Annotated in this window: 14 protein-coding genes; 9 read left to right on the plus strand and 5 right to left on the minus strand. The window is 71.7% G+C overall.

Features of this window, described 5'->3' with window-relative positions; genetic code table 11:
* Complete coding sequence (locus tag ACH4OW_RS37160) at positions 1 to 930, plus strand: FG-GAP repeat domain-containing protein (RefSeq protein WP_398032976.1); 930 nt, start codon at positions 1 to 3, stop codon at positions 928 to 930.
* A gap of 91 nt (positions 931 to 1,021) precedes the next feature.
* Here ACH4OW_RS37160 and acnA read toward each other — a convergent pair whose 3' ends face one another.
* On the minus strand, positions 1,022 to 3,739 hold the full coding sequence (gene acnA, locus ACH4OW_RS37165) for an aconitate hydratase AcnA (protein ID WP_398032979.1): 2,718 nt from the start codon (positions 3,737 to 3,739) through the stop codon (positions 1,022 to 1,024).
* A 264-nt stretch (positions 3,740 to 4,003) separates the two neighbouring features.
* Here acnA and ACH4OW_RS37170 point away from each other — a divergent pair, with 264 nt between their 5' ends.
* From ACH4OW_RS37170 to ACH4OW_RS37190, 5 genes are all read left to right on the plus strand, one after another.
* Entirely contained in the window at positions 4,004 to 4,921 is a 918-nt protein-coding gene (locus ACH4OW_RS37170) for an ABC transporter ATP-binding protein (RefSeq protein ID WP_398032981.1), read from the plus strand.
* Positions 4,918 to 5,895 carry an ABC transporter substrate-binding protein gene (locus tag ACH4OW_RS37175; protein WP_398032984.1) on the plus strand — a complete coding sequence of 326 codons (978 nt, stop codon included), beginning with the start codon at positions 4,918 to 4,920 and terminating at the stop codon, positions 5,893 to 5,895. The genes ACH4OW_RS37170 and ACH4OW_RS37175 overlap by 4 nt, the downstream gene beginning before the upstream one ends.
* Before the next feature lie 22 nt (positions 5,896 to 5,917).
* Positions 5,918 to 7,996: an iron ABC transporter permease gene (locus ACH4OW_RS37180; protein ID WP_398032987.1), complete on the plus strand. Its 2,079-nt coding sequence runs from the start codon at positions 5,918 to 5,920 to the stop codon at positions 7,994 to 7,996.
* An 84-nt stretch (positions 7,997 to 8,080) separates the two neighbouring features.
* A complete protein-coding gene (locus ACH4OW_RS37185; RefSeq protein WP_398032989.1) occupies positions 8,081 to 8,512 on the plus strand; it encodes a helix-turn-helix domain-containing protein in 432 nt (143 codons plus the stop codon).
* Positions 8,509 to 9,348, plus strand: a complete 840-nt coding sequence (locus tag ACH4OW_RS37190; RefSeq protein WP_398032992.1) for an alpha/beta fold hydrolase — start codon at positions 8,509 to 8,511, stop codon at positions 9,346 to 9,348. The genes ACH4OW_RS37185 and ACH4OW_RS37190 overlap by 4 nt, the downstream gene beginning before the upstream one ends.
* Positions 9,349 to 9,385: 37 nt before the next feature.
* On the opposite strand, the gene ACH4OW_RS37195 is transcribed toward ACH4OW_RS37190, so the two are convergent.
* Together ACH4OW_RS37195 and ACH4OW_RS37200 are read right to left on the minus strand one after the other, a co-directional pair.
* Positions 9,386 to 9,745: a GntR family transcriptional regulator gene (locus tag ACH4OW_RS37195; RefSeq protein WP_360130917.1), complete on the minus strand. Its 360-nt coding sequence runs from the start codon at positions 9,743 to 9,745 to the stop codon at positions 9,386 to 9,388.
* A 1-nt stretch (position 9,746) separates the two neighbouring features.
* Positions 9,747 to 10,787 (minus strand): DUF1648 domain-containing protein, encoded by a 1,041-nt coding sequence (locus ACH4OW_RS37200; protein WP_398032994.1) that lies wholly within the window; start codon positions 10,785 to 10,787, stop codon positions 9,747 to 9,749.
* 84 nt (positions 10,788 to 10,871) lie between these two features.
* On the opposite strand from ACH4OW_RS37200, the gene ACH4OW_RS37205 reads away from it, so the two are divergent.
* Complete coding sequence (locus tag ACH4OW_RS37205) at positions 10,872 to 12,401, plus strand: UDP-N-acetylglucosamine 1-carboxyvinyltransferase (protein ID WP_360130922.1); 1,530 nt, start codon at positions 10,872 to 10,874, stop codon at positions 12,399 to 12,401.
* Between the two features lie 504 nt (positions 12,402 to 12,905).
* Positions 12,906 to 14,279 (plus strand): helix-turn-helix domain-containing protein, encoded by a 1,374-nt coding sequence (locus tag ACH4OW_RS37210; RefSeq protein WP_398032997.1) that lies wholly within the window; start codon positions 12,906 to 12,908, stop codon positions 14,277 to 14,279.
* Between the two features lie 52 nt (positions 14,280 to 14,331).
* Here the strand turns inward: ACH4OW_RS37210 and ACH4OW_RS37215 are convergent, their stop codons facing one another.
* Together ACH4OW_RS37215 and ACH4OW_RS37220 are read right to left on the minus strand one after the other, a co-directional pair.
* A complete protein-coding gene (locus ACH4OW_RS37215; protein WP_360130928.1) occupies positions 14,332 to 16,080 on the minus strand; it encodes an acyl-CoA dehydrogenase family protein in 1,749 nt (582 codons plus the stop codon).
* Positions 16,077 to 16,421, minus strand: a complete 345-nt coding sequence (locus ACH4OW_RS37220) for an acyl carrier protein (RefSeq protein ID WP_360130931.1) — start codon at positions 16,419 to 16,421, stop codon at positions 16,077 to 16,079. Before ACH4OW_RS37220 ends, ACH4OW_RS37215 begins: the two co-directional genes overlap by 4 nt.
* A gap of 313 nt (positions 16,422 to 16,734) precedes the next feature.
* Between ACH4OW_RS37220 and ACH4OW_RS37225 the strand changes: the two genes are divergently transcribed.
* The gene (locus ACH4OW_RS37225; protein WP_360130934.1) at positions 16,735 to 17,031 is read left to right on the plus strand and encodes a phosphopantetheine-binding protein; all 297 of its coding nucleotides are present in this window, start codon (positions 16,735 to 16,737) and stop codon (positions 17,029 to 17,031) included.
* Positions 17,032 to 17,053 lie beyond the last annotated feature (22 nt).

Below are 17,053 nucleotides of genomic sequence, written 5' to 3' on the forward strand. Positions count from 1 at the left end.
GTGGCCAAACTTCCCGGCCGTAAGCACGGACGCGCCCTGTCGCGCCTGGCTGTCGCGGCGGTCGCCGCCGCCCTGGTCGGCACCAGCGCCTCGGCAGCGGTGGCCGACGCCCCGGCGCCCGCCCCCGTGAAGAAGCTCAGCAAGGCGGCGCAGGCGGCGCCGAAGGCCGGGGCGACCGCCCGCGCCAAGGCCGCATCGGCCACCCCCGTGTTCGGCCTCTTCGGCATCGAGCGCTCCTCCGGCTTCCTGTACCAGTACACCCTGGACGGCCAGGGCGGGCTCGACGACCGGATGTTCGTCACGGACGGCTGGGACCTGCTCAAGGCCGCGTCCCCGGTCGACAACAACGGCGACGGTGACCGGGACGGCATGTGGGCGTGGGACAACGCCGGCAACCTGTACTTCAACTCCCCGACCGAGAGCCGTACGGTCGGCGGCGGCTGGAACATGTACAACAAGGTGCTGTCGCCGGGCGACATCGGCGGCGCCGGGGCGTACGACGTCCTCGCCCGCGACCCCTCGGGCGTGCTGTGGGCCTACCTGGGCTACGACAACGGCCAGGTGTCCTCGCGGGTCAAGATCGGTGGCGGCTGGAACGCCTACACCCAGATCACCGGCAAGGGCGACCTGACCGGCGACGGCCAGGCCGACATCGTGGCCCGGGACGCCTCCGGCGTCCTGTGGCTCTACAAGGGCACCGGCGACTACAAGGCGCCCTTCGAGCCGCGCACCAAGATCGGCGCGGGCTGGAACATGTACAACGCCCTCGTCTCCACCGGTGACGTGGACCTCGACGGCCGCGCGGACCTGATCGCCCGCGGCAACGACGGCACGCTGTGGCTCTACAAGGGCACCGGCAACGCCTCGGCGCCCTTCGAGCCGCGCAAGCAGATCGGCTTCGGTTACAACATCTACAGCTGGATGTTCTAACCCCTGCGGCAGGAGCAACGACCGAGGGCCGCACCCCCCAGCGGGGGGTGCGGCCCTTGTCGTGCCGCCGCTCGCGCGGCGGCCGTGCGGCTTACTTGCGGATCAGCGAGCGCAGCACGTACTGCATGATGCCGCCGTTGCGGTAGTAGTCCGCCTCGCCGGGGGTGTCGATGCGCACCTTGGCGTCGAACTCCACGTCACCGGCCTTGACCTTGACGGTCTCCGGGATGCCGCCGTCGTTCAGGGCGGTGACGCCGGTGATGTCGAAGGTCTCCTCGCCGGTCAGGCCCAGGGACTGCGCGGAGGCGCCCTCGGGGAACTGGAGCGGCAGGACGCCCATGCCGATCAGGTTCGAGCGGTGGATGCGCTCGTAGGACTCGGCGATGACGGCCTTGACGCCGAGCAGCGCGGTGCCCTTGGCGGCCCAGTCGCGGGACGAGCCGGAGCCGTACTCCTTGCCGGCCAGGATGACCAGCGGGATGCCGGCCGCCTGGTAGTTCTGCGACGCGTCGTAGATGAACGACACCGGGCCGTCCGCCTGCGTGAAGTCACGCGTGAAGCCGCCCTCGGTGCCCGGCGCGATCTGGTTGCGCAGGCGGATGTTGGCGAACGTGCCGCGGATCATGACCTCGTGGTTGCCGCGGCGCGAGCCGTAGCTGTTGAAGTCGCGGCGCTCGACGCCGTGCTCCGTGAGGTACTGGCCGGCCGGGGTGTCGGCCTTGATCGCACCGGCCGGGGAGATGTGGTCGGTGGTGACCGAGTCGCCCAGCTTGGCCAGGACGCGGGCGCCCTGGACGTCGGAGACCGGGCTGGTCTCCATCGTCATGCCCTCGAAGTACGGGGGCTTGCGGACGTAGGTGGACTGCGGGTCCCACTCGAAGGTGTTGCCGGTCGGGATCGGCAGCGCCTGCCACTGGGCGTCGCCCGCGAAGACGTCCTCGTACGACTTGGAGAACATGTCCTCGCCGATGGCGTTGGCCACGACGTCGTTGACCTCGGCCTCGGAGGGCCAGATGTCCTTGAGGTAGACCGGGTTGCCGTCCTGGTCGGTGCCGAGCGCCTCGGTGGTGATGTCCACCTTCATGGAGCCGGCGATGGCGTACGCGACGACCAGCGGCGGGGACGCCAGGTAGTTCATCTTGACGTCGGGGTTGATCCGGCCCTCGAAGTTGCGGTTGCCGGAGAGCACCGAGGTGACCGCGAGGTCGGCCTCGTTGATCGCCTTCGAGATCTCCTCGTCCAGCGGACCGGAGTTGCCGATGCAGGTGGTGCAGCCGTAGCCGACCAGGTTGAAGCCCAGCTTGTCCAGGTAGGGCGTCAGGTTCGCCTTGTCGAAGTAGTCGGTGACGACCTTCGAGCCGGGGGCGAGGGTGGTCTTGACCCAGGGCTTGCGGGACAGGCCCTTCTCGACCGCCTTCTTGGCCACGAGCGCCGCGGCGACCATGACGTAGGGGTTCGAGGTGTTGGTGCAGGAGGTGATCGCGGCGACGGTGACGGCGCCGTGGTCGATCTCGAACACCGAGCCGTCGGCGGCGACGACCTGGGTCGGCTTGCTGGGCGTGCCGTTGGAGACCGCGGGGGCGTCGGAGGCCGGGAAGGACTCCTTGCCCGCCTCGTCGAGGTCCGCCTCGCTGACGTAGTTGCGCACGTCCTGCGCGAACTGCCGGGCGGCCTCGGCCAGGACGATGCGGTCCTGCGGGCGCTTGGGGCCGGCGATCGACGGGACGACCGTGGAGAGGTCCAGCTCCAGCTTCTCGGAGAAGTCCGGCTCGGCGGCCGGGTCCAGCCACAGGCCCTGCTCCTTGGCGTACGCCTCGACCAGGGCGACCTGCTGCTCGGAGCGGCCGGTCAGCTTCAGGTAGTTCAGCGTCTCGTCGTCGATCGGGAAGATCGCGGCGGTGGAGCCGAACTCCGGCGACATGTTGCCGATGGTGGCGCGGTTGGCCAGCGAGGTGGCGGCGACGCCCTCGCCGTAGAACTCGACGAACTTGCCGACGACACCGTGCTTGCGCAGCATCTCGGTGATGGTCAGCACCAGGTCGGTGGCGGTGGTGCCGGGCTTGAGCTCACCGGTCAGCTTGAAGCCGACGACGCGCGGGATGAGCATGGAGACCGGCTGGCCCAGCATCGCGGCCTCGGCCTCGATGCCGCCGACGCCCCAGCCCAGCACGCCCAGGCCGTTGACCATGGTGGTGTGCGAGTCGGTGCCGACGAGGGTGTCGGGGTACGCCTGGCCGTTGCGGATCATGACCGTACGGGCCAGGTGCTCGATGTTGACCTGGTGGACGATGCCGGTGCCGGGCGGGACGACCTTGAACTCGTCGAAGGCGGTCTGGCCCCAGCGCAGGAACTGGTAGCGCTCCTTGTTGCGGCCGTACTCCAGCTCCACGTTCTGCTGGAAGGCGTTGGCGGTGCCGAACTTGTCGGCGATGACGGAGTGGTCGATGACCAGCTCGGCCGGGGCCAGCGGGTTGATCTTGGCGGGGTCGCCGCCCAGTTCCTTCACGGCCTCACGCATGGTGGCGAGGTCCACGACGCAGGGCACGCCGGTGAAGTCCTGCATGATCACGCGGGCCGGCGTGAACTGGATCTCCTGGCTGGGCTGCGCCTGGGAGTCCCAGCCGCCCAGCGCACGGATGTGGTCGGCGGTGATGTTCGCGCCGTCCTCGGTGCGGAGCAGGTTCTCCAGCAGCACCTTCAGGCTGTAGGGAAGGCGGGCGGAGCCCTCGACCTTGTCCAGCCTGAAGATCTCGTACGACTCGTCGCCCACGCGCAGCGTGCTGCGGGCGTCGAAGCTGTTCGCCGACACGACAGTCTCCTTCAATGCATGATTCGCGCGTACCACCGCAATCCTGCCGTCACAGATCCTTGCCGATCAGCTAAGGTAAGGCTAAGTTAGGCAAGCCTTACTAGCGCGGCAGCGGTACGCCTCCCGGCAGATATCTCGATGTCGAGATAACTCTAGTACATCGCCGCCGCGAGGTCATGCGTGCCCGGCCCACCGCCACGCGGACGCCGGGGGCGGGCAACGCCGGGCCGCGACGAAAAATTAGGTTAGGCTAACCTTCGTTGCGTGAAGGTCGGTGAAGAACTCCCCCATGCCGCGCGAACCCGCGGCCACGCCCTCTCCGCCTCGGGCGTCACCGTGGCGTACGACGGTGTCGACGTCGTGCACGAGGCGTCCCTCGAACTGACGGCTGGACAGGTGACCGCGCTGGTCGGGCCGAACGGCAGCGGGAAGTCGACGCTGCTGCGGACCGCGGCGCGGTTGCAGCGGGCGCGGAGTGCGGCGCTGGCCCTCGGCGGGGGAACGGACGGCTTCGCGCTGACGCCCCGTGAGTTCTCGCAGCGCGTGGCGCTGCTGCCCCAGGGGCGGCCCACGCCCGGCGGGCTGACCGTGCGGGACGTCGTGGAATTCGGGCGGTACCCGTACCGGGGGCGCTGGGGCAGGGCCGACCCGGGCGGAAGCGCGGCGGTGGACCGGGCGCTCGGCATGACCGGGGTCGCCGACCTCGCCGACCGGGGAGCCGAACACCTCTCCGGTGGCCAGCTGCAACGTGTATGGCTCGCCGGGTGCCTCGCGCAGGAGACCGGCGTACTGCTGCTGGACGAGCCCACGACCTATCTCGACCTGCGGTACCAGGTGGAACTGCTCGATTTGATACGTGACTTGGCGGACGACCACGGAATCGCCGTCGGGGTGGTGCTGCACGACCTGGACCAGGCGGCGGCCGTCGCCGACCGTGTCGTGCTGCTCCGGGACGGCCGGGTGATCGCGGACGGCGAGCCGGGGGACGTACTCACCCCGGAGCGGCTGACGGACACGTACGGCATCCGCATCGAGGTCTCCACCGACCCGCTCACCGGGCTGCTGCGCACCCGCGCGATCGGCCGCCACCACACCCGCCGGACGCCGGACGGCGGCCCGGGGCAAGACAGCAAGCACAGCGCGCGCGACGCGCACGGCGAAAGGCTCGGTGCCACCTCATGAGACGCCTCCTCCTCACCGCCGCGGCGGCCACCGCCGCCGCGCTCGCCCTGAGCGCGTGCGGTACCACCCAGCCCGCCGCCGATGAGGCGAAGAAGTCCTCCGGACACATCACCCTCACCGGCGCGTCCGGTACGAAGGTGGAGCTGGACGGGCCCGCCAAGAAGGTCGTCGGCACCGAGTGGAACGTCGTCGAGCACCTGGTCTCCCTGGGCGTCGAGCCGGCCGGCGTCGCCGACGTCAAGGGCTACAAGTCCTGGGACAAGGCCGTGCCGCTGAAGAACGAGCCGAAGGACATCGGCACGCGCGGCGAGCCGAGCATGGACACCGTCGCCGCGCTCGCGCCCGACCTCGTCGTCGCCACCACCGACCTGCCCAAGGCCGCCCTCACGCAGCTGCGGAAGATCGCCCCGGTGCTGGAGCTCAAGGCCGCCGACGCCGCGGACCCGATCGGGCAGATGACCGGCGACCTGGACTTGATCGCCAAGGCCACGGGCACCACCGAGCAGGCCGCCAAGCTCAAGAAGGGCTTCGAGGCGAAGCTCGCGGAGGGGCGGCGGGAGCTGGCGAAGGCCGGGCGCAAGGGCACGAAGTTCGCCTTCGCCGACGGCTATGTGACCGGCAGCCAGGTGACCATCCGGCCGTACACCGGCGGTTCGCTGGTCGGCGCGGTCAACGAGAAGCTCGGGCTGGAGAACCCCTGGACGGTGAAGGGCGACCCGGCCTACGGGCTCGGCACGACCGACGTCGAGGGGCTGACCAAGCTGGGTGACGTGGAGTTCGCGTACATCGGCAGCGACGACGACAAGAGCGCCACGCCGTTCACCGGGGTGCTCGCCGGCAACGCGGTGTGGAAGTCGCTGCCGTTCGTGGAGGCGGGCAAGGTGCACCGGCTGCCCGACGGTGTGTGGATGTTCGGCGGCACCGGGTCGATGGAGTCGTACGTCGACTCCGTCGTCGCCGCGCTGAAGAAGTGACGGCGAGGCGCGCGTAGACATCATGGCCGTCACCACCACCGCTCCCCCTGCCCCCACCGCCGCGGCGGCAGCACGGAAAGGCGGCGCGGCCGCGGTGACGGCCGTGCTCGTCCTGCTGATCGCCGCCCTCGCGCTCGCCGACATCGCCCAGGGCAGCGCCGGTGCCGGCGCCGCGGAGGTGTGGAAGGCGCTCACCGGGCGGGCCGACCCGGCGGACGCCTCCGTCGTCGTCGCCTCGCGGCTGCCGCGCACGGCCGCGGGCCTCCTCGTCGGCGCGGTGCTCGGCGCGGCGGGCGCCGCCCTCCAGGCCGTCAGCCGCAATGTGCTCGCCGCGCCCGACACCCTCGCGGTCAACGCCGGTTCCTACCTCGCGCTCGGGCTGGCCGCCGCGACCGGCGTCTCGCTGCCGCTGCTCGCCTCCTCCGGCGTCGCCTTCGTCGGCGGCCTGGCGGCCGCGGCCGTCGTGCTCGGGCTGTCCGGCCTGGGCGCCGGGACCGTACGGCTGGTGCTGGCGGGCAGCGCCCTGACGCTCGGCCTCACCTCCGTCACGGAGGGGTTGCTGCTGCTGTTCCCCGAACGGACGGAGGGGCTGTACGCCTGGAACCAGGGCAGCATCGCGCAGAACGGTTTCGGCGGGGTGCTGTGGATGCTGCCCCTCGCCGTCGCCGGGCTGGCGGGGCTGCTGCTGGCCGCCCGCCGGGTCGACGCCCTGGCCCTCGGCGACGACGCCGCGCGGGGACTGGGCGTACCGGTGCGGGCCACCCGGGTGACCGCCACCGTGCTGGCCGCGCTGCTGTCCGCCGCGGCCGTCACCCTCGCCGGGCCGATCGGCTTCGTCGGGCTGTGCGCACCGGCCGTCGTACGCCTGCTGGCGCGCCGCTACCGGGGCTTCTCCCGGCTGCGCGCGAACGTGACGCGGTCCGCGCTGGCCGGGGCGGCGCTGGTGCTCGGCTCCGACGTGGCGCTGCGGGCACTGGTGCCGGCCGACGCGGCGGTGGCCGTGCCGACCGGAGTGGTGACGAGCCTGGTCGGCGCCGTCTTCCTGGTGGTGCTGGCGACCAGGGGCCGGGACACCGGCGCCGCCGCCCCGCCCGACCGGCTGCGCATCCGCAGCCGGGCCGTCTTCCTGGCCGTGGCCGGGACGCTGGTGGCGGTGCTGGTCGCGGTGGCCATCGCCTCCGTACTGCTCGGCGACTCCAAGCTGCTGCTCGGCGACGTCGTGAACTGGGCGCAGGGCAGGGCCGGGCGGGCCGTCGCCTTCGTCCTCGACACCCGGGTGCCACGGGTGCTCGCCGCCCTCCTCGCGGGTGCGGCGCTCGCCCTGGCGGGCACCCTGGTCCAGGCGGTGACCCGCAACCCGCTCGCCGAACCTGGCGTCATGGGCGTCTCCGGCGGCGCCGCGCTGGGCGCGGTGATCCTGGTGACGACGGTGCCGGAGGCCGGGCCGACGGGGCTCGCCGCGGCTGCCTTCGCGGGCGCCGCCCTGGCCTCGGCGCTCGTGTTCGGGCTGTCCGCGCGCGGCGGCTTCCGGCAGAACCGCCTCGTCCTGGTCGGCATGGGCACCGCCACCGCGAGCGCCGCCCTGATCAGCCTGTTCATCGTCCTCACCGACCCGTTCAACGCCACCAAGGCGCTGACCTGGCTGTCCGGTTCGACGTACGGGCGGACGCTGCCCGACCTGCTGCCGCTCGCCGTCGTCCTCGCGGCCGGGCTCGCCGTGGCGGTCGCCCGGCGCACCGAACTCGACCTGGTCTCGCTCGACGAGGACACCCCGAGGCTTTTGGGCCTCGGGCTCCCCCGGGCGCGCCTCGGTCTCCTTGCGCTGGGCGTTCTGCTGAGCGCGGCGGCCGTCGCCGCTACCGGGACCATCGCCTTCGTGGGGCTGGTCGCCCCGCACGCGGCGCGCGCTCTGGTGGGCCGCCGGCATGTGCGGGTGGTGCCGGTGGCGGTGCTGCTGGGCGCGGTGCTGGTGGGTACGGCGGACGTGGTGGGCCGCACGGTGATCGCGCCGGCCCAGCTCGGCGCGGGGCTGCTCACGGCGGTCATCGGCACGCCGTACTTCCTGTGGCTGCTGGTACGGACGCGGGGCACGGCGCGGTAGAGCCCTCCCCCGCTTTCCCCACTTTCCGCAGTTTCCGCAAACTTCCCTATTGCTCCAAGTGATAGGGAAGTTTACGGTATCCCGGTGAGCGATCATCTTTACTCCGTGGAACAGGTGGCCGAGCGCCTCGGCCTGCACCCGCGCACCGTGCGCAACTACGTACGGGACGGGCGGCTGCCCGCCGTCCGCATCGGCAAGCAGTACCGGATCGCGCACGCCGACCTGGAGGCGTTCACCGGCCGCCCGGTGCCCGAACCCCTCGGCGAGAGCACCGGGCGGGCACGGCACACCGAGGTGTCGAGCATCGTGGAGATCGACGCGGTCGGCGCGGAGACCGCCCACCGCCTGACCACCCTCCTGACGAGCGCGGCCGCCACCCGCGGCGCCGGCGGCAGCCCGCTGCGCATCGAGACGGTCTACGACACGGAACGGGCCCGGATGAAGGTCGTCGTCATCGGCTCCCTGGGCGACACCGCCCGATTGTTCGACTACATGGAAGGGGTGCTCGCGTCATGAGCGCGATCTACAAGTCCGCGGCCGGCGGGGAGGAGATCCGGCGCCGGTACCGGGAATCGCTGGACGCGTGGCCGGTCCCCTCCGAAGAGCTGCGGGTGCCGACCGGCGAAGGCGAGACGTTCATCCTCGCCTGTGGCCCGCAGGACGCCCCGCCCCTGTTACTGCTGCACGGCTCGGGGGCGAACACCACGATGTGGTGGGACGACGTCGCCTCCTGGTCGCGGCACTTCCGTACGTACGCCGTCGACATCATCGGCGAACCCGGGCTGAGCGCGCCGTCCCGCCCGCCCATGGCCTCCGACGCCTACGCCCGGTGGCTGGACGAGGTACTGGACGGCCTCGGGATCGCGAACACCGCGGTCGTCGCGGCCTCCCTCGGTGGCTGGGTGGCCCTGGACTACGCGATCCGGCGGCCGGAGCGGGTGTCCCGGCTGGCCGTGCTGTGCCCCGGGGGCGTGGGCAGGCAGAAGACGGGCTGGCTGGCCAAGGCCGTGTTCCTGCGCCTGTTCGGCAAGGAAGGGGTGCGCCGGTCGGCGGGGGTCGTCACGGGCTTGGACACGCCGCGGGACGGGCCCGTCCTCGACCAGATCGTGCTGACCTTCACCCAGTTCAAGCCGCGTACGGAGCGACTGCCCGTCTTCTCCGACGACGAGCTGCGCGGCCTGGCCGTACCCGTCCAGGTGACCGTCGGCGCCCGCGACGTCCTGTTCGACTCCGCGGGCACCGCGCGGCGCATCCGCCAGTGCGTACCCCACGCGGCCGTGCACGTCCTGCCCGAGGCGGGCCACGCCCTGCTCGGCCGAACCGATTCCATACTGGAGTTTCTACGGAGCTGAGGGCCCCGCGACGCACCCGGGCCACTGAGCCCGTCCCTCACCCCGACGACAGTCCGGTGCGGACCATGGCCACGACCTCGTCGTCGGTCAGGCCGAGGGTGCGGGCCTCGGCCACCAGCTGGCCGACGCGTTCGGTGAGGCGGACGCGGCCCGCCGAGGCGTCGCCGGTCACCACGGCGCCGCGGCCGCGGCGGAGTTCGATCAGGCCCTCCTCCTTGAGGCGCTGGTAACCGCGGAGCACCGTGTGGACGTTGACGCCCAGGGACTCGGCGACCGCACGCGCCGCGGGCAGACGCTCGCCCGCGCACACGGTGCCCTCGGCGAGGGCGCCGCGCACCGAGGCCGCGATCTGGTCGCCGAGCGGCACCGGGGAAGCGTGATCGACGCGGAAGAGCACGTCAGACTCCTCGTCCGGGGTCGGGGGCGCGGCCGGCCGACGGTCCGGCGCCGGTACGGGACCGGCCGGCGAGCGCGTTGAGCAGTGCGGCCGCGGTGGCCGCGTCGTCCACGGTCACCACGAACACCCGGCCGTCGGCCAGCCGCAGCGCCAGCGCCTCGCCGGAGCGCAGCACGATACCGCTGCGCCCCGACCAGATGCGGTATCCCCAGCCGCCGAAGTCGCGCAGCGGGCTGACCTGCTGGGTTCCCGCCTCCGCAACCCGGCCGAGGGGGATGCGCAGGCGGGGGCGCGACACGAGGGGCGAGGCGACGGTCAGGCCGTGGCGGTCGACGGTGACCCGTACGCTCGCGAACGCGATGCAGAGCAGGCTCGCGAACGCCATGCACGCGGCGCCGGCCCAACTCGCCGTGACACCGATGAGCAGTGCGGCGGCGAGGAGTCCTGGCCCGAGGACGAGCAGCGCGGGCGAGCTCACGGTGCGGGACCAGCCGGCGCTCTCGCCGTCCGCCAGGGCCAGCGAGGGCACCGCCTCCGACGGCCCGCGCACCGCGTCCGCCCGGACGCGGTCGCGGCCGGCACACAGCCGGCCCACCGCACCGGCGAGCAGCGCCACGCCGAGCATCGCGCCCAGGTGCCACAGCGGTATCCGGACGGCCGACGCGTCGCCGGCGTCCGCGTTGCCCAGCAGGGTCACCACACCCAGATAGCCGAAGACGGCCGCCATTCCGTAGCCGACGCCGATCACCCAGCGCAGGGCGCCCGCCGCCTCGTCACGCAGCACCAGTGCGCCGATGACGGCGCCGGAGACGACCGGCATGCCCAGCCACGCCGTGAGGAAGGCGGCCGGGGAGGCGAAGTCGTCGCTGTTGCCGTCGGCGGTGAAGTGCACCGCCAGCGGATCGGGCAGCCGGTCCCGCAGCGCCCAGAAGACCGCCGTCACGACGGCCACGGCGAGCAGGAACGGCAGTACGGCGATCAGCGCCCGTCCGGGACGTAAGGGGGCCCGACCGGCGGCGGACCCGGCATGCACGGCATCCATGGAGCACTCCTTTCCTATTGTTCGCATTGTAGTAGAACAACGCATACTCAGCAGAGATCTCATATGTGAGATAACGTCTTCCTCATGGCAGACGACTACCTCGTACGCATCGGCAGGCTCATCCGCGACGCGCGGCAGCACCGGGGCTGGACCCAGACGCAGCTCGCGGAGGCACTCGGTACGAGCCAAAGCGCGGTCAACCGCATCGAACGCGGCAACCAGAACATCAGCCTTGAGATGATCGCGCGGATCGGCGAGGCCCTCGACAGTGAAATCGTCTCGCTCGGGTACGCGGGACCCATGCACCTTCGGGTCGTCGGCGGCCGCCGCCTGTCCGGCAGCATCGACGTCAAGACGAGCAAGAACGCGTGCGTGGCGCTCCTGTGCGCCACGCTCCTCAACGCGGGCCGCACCACGCTGCGCCGCGTGGCCCGCATCGAGGAGGTCTACCGGATCCTGGAGGTGCTGGGCAGCGTCGGCGTCCGCACCCGCTGGATCAACGACGGCAACGACCTGGAAATCGTGCCGCCGGCCGAACTGGACCTGGACGCCATGGACACGGAGGCGGCACGCCGCACCCGCAGCGTCATCATGTTCCTCGGCCCGCTGCTGCACCGCATGGACCACTTCAAGATCCCGTACGCGGGCGGCTGCGACCTCGGCACGCGGACGATCACGCCGCACATGACGGCGCTGCGCCACTTCGGCCTGGAGATCACCGCGACGGAGGGCACCTACCACGCCGACGTCGACCGCTCCGTCTCCCCCAAGCGCGCCATCGTGCTGACCGAGCGCGGCGACACCGTCACGGAGAACGCCCTGCTGGCCGCGGCCCGCCACGACGGCGTCACGGTCATCCGCAACGCGTCCTCCAACTACATGGTCCAGGACCTGTGCTTCTTCCTGGAGGAGCTGGGCGTACGGGTCGAGGGCGTCGGCACCACCACCCTGACCGTGCACGGCGTCGCGCACATCGACCGCGACGTGGACTACGCGCCGTCCGAGGACCCGGTCGAGGCGATGAGCCTGCTCGCCGCCGCCGTGGTCACCGAGTCCGAACTGACCATCCGCCGCGTCCCGGTCGAGTTCCTGGAGATCGAACTCGCCGTCCTGGAGGAGATGGGCCTCAACCACGAACGCAGCGCCGAGTACGCCGCCGACAACGGCCGCACCCGCCTCATCGACCTGACGGTCCGCCCCTCCAAGCTCCAGGCCCCCCTGGACAAGATCCACCCCATGCCGTTCCCCGGCCTGAACATCGACAACGTCCCGTTCTTCGCGGCCATCGCGGCCAGCGCCCAGGGCCAGACCCTGATCCACGACTGGGTCTACGACAACCGCGCGATCTACCTCACCGACCTCAACCGCCTCGGCGCCCAGGTCAAACTGCTCGACCCGCACCGCGTCCTGGTCGACGGCCCCACCCGCTGGCGCTCCGCCGAGATGATGTGCCCCCCGGCCCTGCGCCCCGCCGTCGTCATCCTCCTCGCCATGATGGCCGCCGAGGGCACGTCCGTCCTGCGCAACGTCTATGTCATCAACCGCGGTTACGAGGACCTGGCGGAACGCCTGAACTCGATCGGGGCGCAGATCGAGATCTTCCGGGATATCTGAGCGGACGGAAGCCGCCGCGCCTTGTCCGGCCCGCGACGACACGGGGCGGGAAGAGGCGCGGCGGGACTCCGCGGGAATTCCCCGGGACTTGCGGGAACTGCATCCAGGTAATACCCGCAGCCCGCGTTCGCCTCGTATGTCGTGAACACGGCATACGTTGCCGGCGGGGTGTGTTGATTTAGTTATGACAAGGTCTTGACGAAATTGCCTTTTGCCAGGATCGCATATGAACTCCCGGGGGAATGCGGGGAGTTGGGGATTGCGGGGTGCGGGCCCGTATTTGTGCAGCACAGGGCCGCCCCTGCCGCTGAACCGGGGGCTGGACTCGTGGGTTTGATCGAGTAAGATCCAGATCGGCGCTCGACAAACCGGTTCGTTTGTGGCCGGATCGCCGATTCCTTAGCACCGTCCTGTCGACCACCAGGACCGATGCTTGGCGATCCCGCCGCATGCCGTGAGGCACGCCGGGCGCTGTACATTTAATTCTTGGGGGAGGATTTAGATATGCAGTTTCCGAACGGCCTCTTTCTGCTCGACAGAAAAGACATCCATCGGCTGCGGAACTTCCTGATCAATCAGCGCAAAATCTCCGGGTGGACCCAGGAGGAGCTTTCCGAGCGCTCCGGCGTCAGCGTCCGTACGATCCGCAATCTGGAGACCGGCTCCAACACCAACCCGCGCCGCAGTTCGGTGGACCTGCTGCTGTCCGCCTTCGGCGCGACCGCGGCCGTCGCCGAGCCGGCGGCGTCCTGGGGAAGCGCCGGCTGGCCGGTGATTCCCGAGCAGCGCACCGAGTCGCACTTCTCGCACGCCTTGGAGCTGCCGCCCTGGCACGGCCCCTGGCTGCTCAACGACCCGCTGGTGGGCCGGCAGACGGACCTGCGGCACGTCGTGGCCACGGTGCAGCGCAGCCGGCTCGTGGCCCTCACCGGGGCGGGCGGGGTGGGCAAGTCCCGGCTGGCGCACGCGGCCGCGGTGCAGCTGCGCCCGCTGTTCCGGGACGGGGTGGCCGTCGCCGACCTGCACGACTGCCCGCCCGAGCACCTCGATTCCGCGCTCGCGGGCAGTGAACTGCTGCGCATCGTGCGGGAGTTGGACGGCGAGGACGGGTTTTTGCGCGGCGGCTCGCAGGCCGGGTGCAGCCGGCTGCTGGTGCTGGACAACGCCGAGCACGTCGTCGAGCACACGGCCCGGATCGCGCGGAACCTGCTCAGCGAGCATCCCGGGCTCCATCTGCTGATCACCTCCCGCCGTGCGCCGTCCGTGGGCGCCGCGGAGACCTGGGACGTCGAGCCGCTGCGGGTGGACGGGCCCGAGGACGGCGAGGCGGCCGTGCCGAGCGCGGTGGAACACTTCCTGCGCCGGGTGCAGGCCGGCCTGCCGACCCTCGACCTGAGCAACCACCTGCCGCTGGTCGCCCAGCTGTGCCGGCTCCTCGACGGCATACCGCTGGCCCTGGAGATAGCGGCCCAGCGGCTCCGGTCGCTCCCGCTCACGTCGCTGTTGCAGAGCGGCAGCCTCTTCCCCCTGCTGGACCAGGTCGACGCGGGCCGCCTGTCCCGGCACCGCACGCTCTCGGAGAGCGTGCGGTGGAGTTACGACCTGCTCCCCGCCCCGCACCAGGAGCTGTTGCACGAACTCGCCGCGGTGCAGAGCCCGTTCTCCCTGGAGGACGTGCTCAGGGTCCAGCAGGGCCACTTGGACGCGACGCAGGTCGCTCACCTCCTGGCAGACCTCGCGGATGCCTCGCTGGTCCACATCGAACGGCAACTGCATTACAAGTACCGGGTGCACGGGCTCGTACGGCACTGGCTGCTCACCCACGCGCGGCGGCCCAGCCCCGCGGGAGCCGGCGCGCCCGCCGGACTCGGCAGCTAGCGGATCGGCCGGGTCCTGGGTGGGGTGCGGAAGGACCGGCACCCCACCCGGCTCAGGTCCCGGGCTGCCCGGCGGCCTCCTTGACCGTACGGAGCGAGAAGTACTCCTCCGTGCCGAGACTCGACATGATCCGCTCCTCCAGCCAGGGCAGGAAGGCTTCGTCCAGTACGGCTTCCGGCTGCAGGCGCTGCAACAGCCGCTGGAGCACCAGCACCAGCCAGCCGCTGCCGCCCGCCGCCGCGCGCTCCGGCCCGAAGGTGTGGAGCCAGGTGTAGAGGCAGGAGGCGGCGGCGTGGTACACGCAGTGCTCGGCCGCCCGGTCCTGCCCCTCCGTCGTCCCCGCGTCGAGCGAGGCGGCGGCGATGCGCGCGTAGAACGCCGCCCGGCGCGCGGACAGTTCGCCGAGGACCTTGGCGAGCGCCGTGCCCTCGGGTTCCGGGAGCTCGTGCCCCGCGATCCGCAGCGCCTCCTCCACGGCCGGGTCCCAGCCGCGGGTGATCTCGTCCTCGGCGGCGCTGGTGAGCCGCATGTCCCGCCCCGAGGGGTGCCACACGGGGGCTTCCCCCGACCAGTCGAAGAGCTGCCGCAGCACGTCCTCGCCGCCGCGGGACGGCCGGTCGGCCACCCGGGCCACGGCCGGCAGCTGCGAGGCGATGCTGTGCAGGTTGACGTGGGTGGTGCCCTCGAAGATGCTCGCGATCGCATGGTCGCGCTGGAGCTTCTGGAACACGCCGGAGGCCACGCCCTCGCGCAGGTAACCGCGCGCTCCCAGGACCCGGGCGCACTCCTGGACAACCTGCTCGCCGAGGGTCGGTACGAGGTACTTGACCACGGAGGACCACAGGCTGAGCCGGGACGGCGCGACGGACAGCGAGCGCGCCACGGGGATCGCCGTGCACTCGGCGATCAGCAGGTCGAGGTAGGAGCCGACCAGGTGCCGCCGGATCACCGGCAGCCGGTAGATCTCCTGCCCGTACAGGACCCGCTCCCGCGCGTGGCGCAGTGCGATCCTCAGGACGGAGTCCATGGTGCCGAGCGACAGTCCGCCGATCGCCGTGCGGGTGATCTGGAGCACCTGGAGGATTTCGACCAGGCCCGCGCCGGGGCGGCCGAGCAGCGCCCCGGCGGGCACCCGGGTGTCTTGGAAGGTGATGCCGCTGAGGTCGTGTCCGCGCAGGCCCACGGTCCGTACGAAGGGGTGGTTGTCCCAACTGCCCTCGTCCAGCTCCTCCTTGTCGAGGAGCAGCAGCGAGGAGCCCGCGCCCTCGACGGCGGCGTAGACGGTGACGAAGCGGCCGCGGGTGGCGTTGCCGACGGGCCACTTCTCGCCGGTCAGCAGGTACCCGTCCGCGTGCGGCACCGCCGCGGTCTCGTTGGTGCCCAGGTCGCTGCCGTGGTCCGGCTCGGACACCGCGAAGCAGGCGAGGTCCCCGCCGAGGATGCCCCGTGCGACCTTCGCGCGCTGCTCCTCGTCGCCCCACAGCCACACCGGGTTGACGCCGAGGATCGCGGAGCCGAACATCACCGCGACGGTCAGGTTGCGGCGCGAGAGCGACCGGGTCAGCAGGAAGAGCTGCTCCAGGTTCCGCAGCCGGCCGCCGAACTCCTCGGGCACCAGGTACTGCGCGAACCCCCAGGACCTGATGAGGTCCACCGCGCCGGGCGGCAGTTCGCCGTTCTCCTCGTGCGCGACCGTCTCGGCGTGGCTGAACGGGCCGGTCTCCGCTGCCGGGTCGCCCAGCGCCCGGTCCAGGTCGGCGGCCAGCGCGTAGGCCGGGCGGTCGAAGGCGCGGTCCGTCATGCCGCGGGGCCCTCGAAGCCGTAGCGGGCGAACATATCGGCGACGTCGTCCTCGGAGGGCAGGGCCGCCCTGCCTTCCGCCACCTCGGTGACGACCAGCTCGACCACGTCGCTGACGCGCTCCAGCCGCATGGCCTCCTCGGGGTTGAGCGACCGCAGGCCGTACAGCTCCTCCAGGTTGTAGCCGAGCTCCGCGAGGACGAGCGAGTGGAAGCCGAGGTCGCCGACGAGGCGGTGGTCCGCCTCGACCCGGTCCAGCTTGCGCGGTGCGATCAGCCGCACCAGTCCGCTCACCACGGGAGCGACGGCTTCGTTGCCGATGGCGGCAGGGGTCTGAGTCATGGCGACGACGCTAGGGCGGGGTGGACCCGGCACCCAGGCAAAGGGCCCGGCAAAAACACGGCAACTCCGCGCCGGCCTGCTGAGTTGCCGGTGCTCTGGCCCCCCGTATTGCCGGTGCGCTGCCTGGTCGCGCGGTGCGGCATCACCGAGCATCCATCTCGGGGTTCACGCCAAGTGGCGTGGCCGGTCGGGCACTCGGCGGGCGGGCGGTACGTGGCGGCGAGCGCGGCCGCGACCGGAGACGCCGGCGAGTGCCTCGCGGCCGGCCACGGCTTCACGGCCCGCCGCCCCGCACCCTTCGAGAGGAACGTCCATGCCCATTGAGCCTCCCGCCGCACCCGCCACGACGCCCGTCGTCCCCGAGGACGAGATCGCCCGGTTCGTCGCCGACCACTTCCTCGACGACGACGCGGACGGCCCCGGCCCCGAGCAGGACCTGCTCGCCGAAGGGTGGCTGGACAGCCTCGGTGTGCTGCACGTGGTGGCCTGGCTGGAGAACCGGTACGGCGTGACCGTCCCCACCGACGCGCTGTCTTTGCGCAACTTCCGCTCGGTGCGCGCGATCCGGGAGACGGCGGAGCGCGCCGCGGCGGGTGGCGGCGCGGCGTGAGCGGCCGCCGGCGTAGGCATGC

Origin of the sequence: Streptomyces sp. NPDC017056 (assembly GCF_044332485.1) — a bacterium.
Lineage (GTDB): Bacteria > Actinomycetota > Actinomycetes > Streptomycetales > Streptomycetaceae > Streptomyces.

What these genes read in the sequence shown, in the direction of transcription:
- ACH4OW_RS37190 (WP_398032992.1), top strand. Translation starts at nt 8,509, where the DNA reads ATGAGCGCGATCTACAAGTCCGCGGCCGGCGGGGAGGAGATCCGGCGC.
- ACH4OW_RS37220 (WP_360130931.1), bottom strand. Translation starts at nt 16,421, where the DNA reads ATGACTCAGACCCCTGCCGCCATCGGCAACGAAGCCGTCGCTCCCGTG.
- ACH4OW_RS37205 (WP_360130922.1), top strand. Translation starts at nt 10,872, where the DNA reads ATGGCAGACGACTACCTCGTACGCATCGGCAGGCTCATCCGCGACGCG.
- ACH4OW_RS37215 (WP_360130928.1), bottom strand. Translation starts at nt 16,080, where the DNA reads ATGACGGACCGCGCCTTCGACCGCCCGGCCTACGCGCTGGCCGCCGAC.
- ACH4OW_RS37210 (WP_398032997.1), top strand. Translation starts at nt 12,906, where the DNA reads ATGCAGTTTCCGAACGGCCTCTTTCTGCTCGACAGAAAAGACATCCAT.
- ACH4OW_RS37200 (WP_398032994.1), bottom strand. Translation starts at nt 10,787, where the DNA reads ATGGATGCCGTGCATGCCGGGTCCGCCGCCGGTCGGGCCCCCTTACGT.
- ACH4OW_RS37175 (WP_398032984.1), top strand. Translation starts at nt 4,918, where the DNA reads ATGAGACGCCTCCTCCTCACCGCCGCGGCGGCCACCGCCGCCGCGCTC.
- ACH4OW_RS37180 (WP_398032987.1), top strand. Translation starts at nt 5,918, where the DNA reads ATGGCCGTCACCACCACCGCTCCCCCTGCCCCCACCGCCGCGGCGGCA.
- ACH4OW_RS37225 (WP_360130934.1), top strand. Translation starts at nt 16,735, where the DNA reads ATGCCCATTGAGCCTCCCGCCGCACCCGCCACGACGCCCGTCGTCCCC.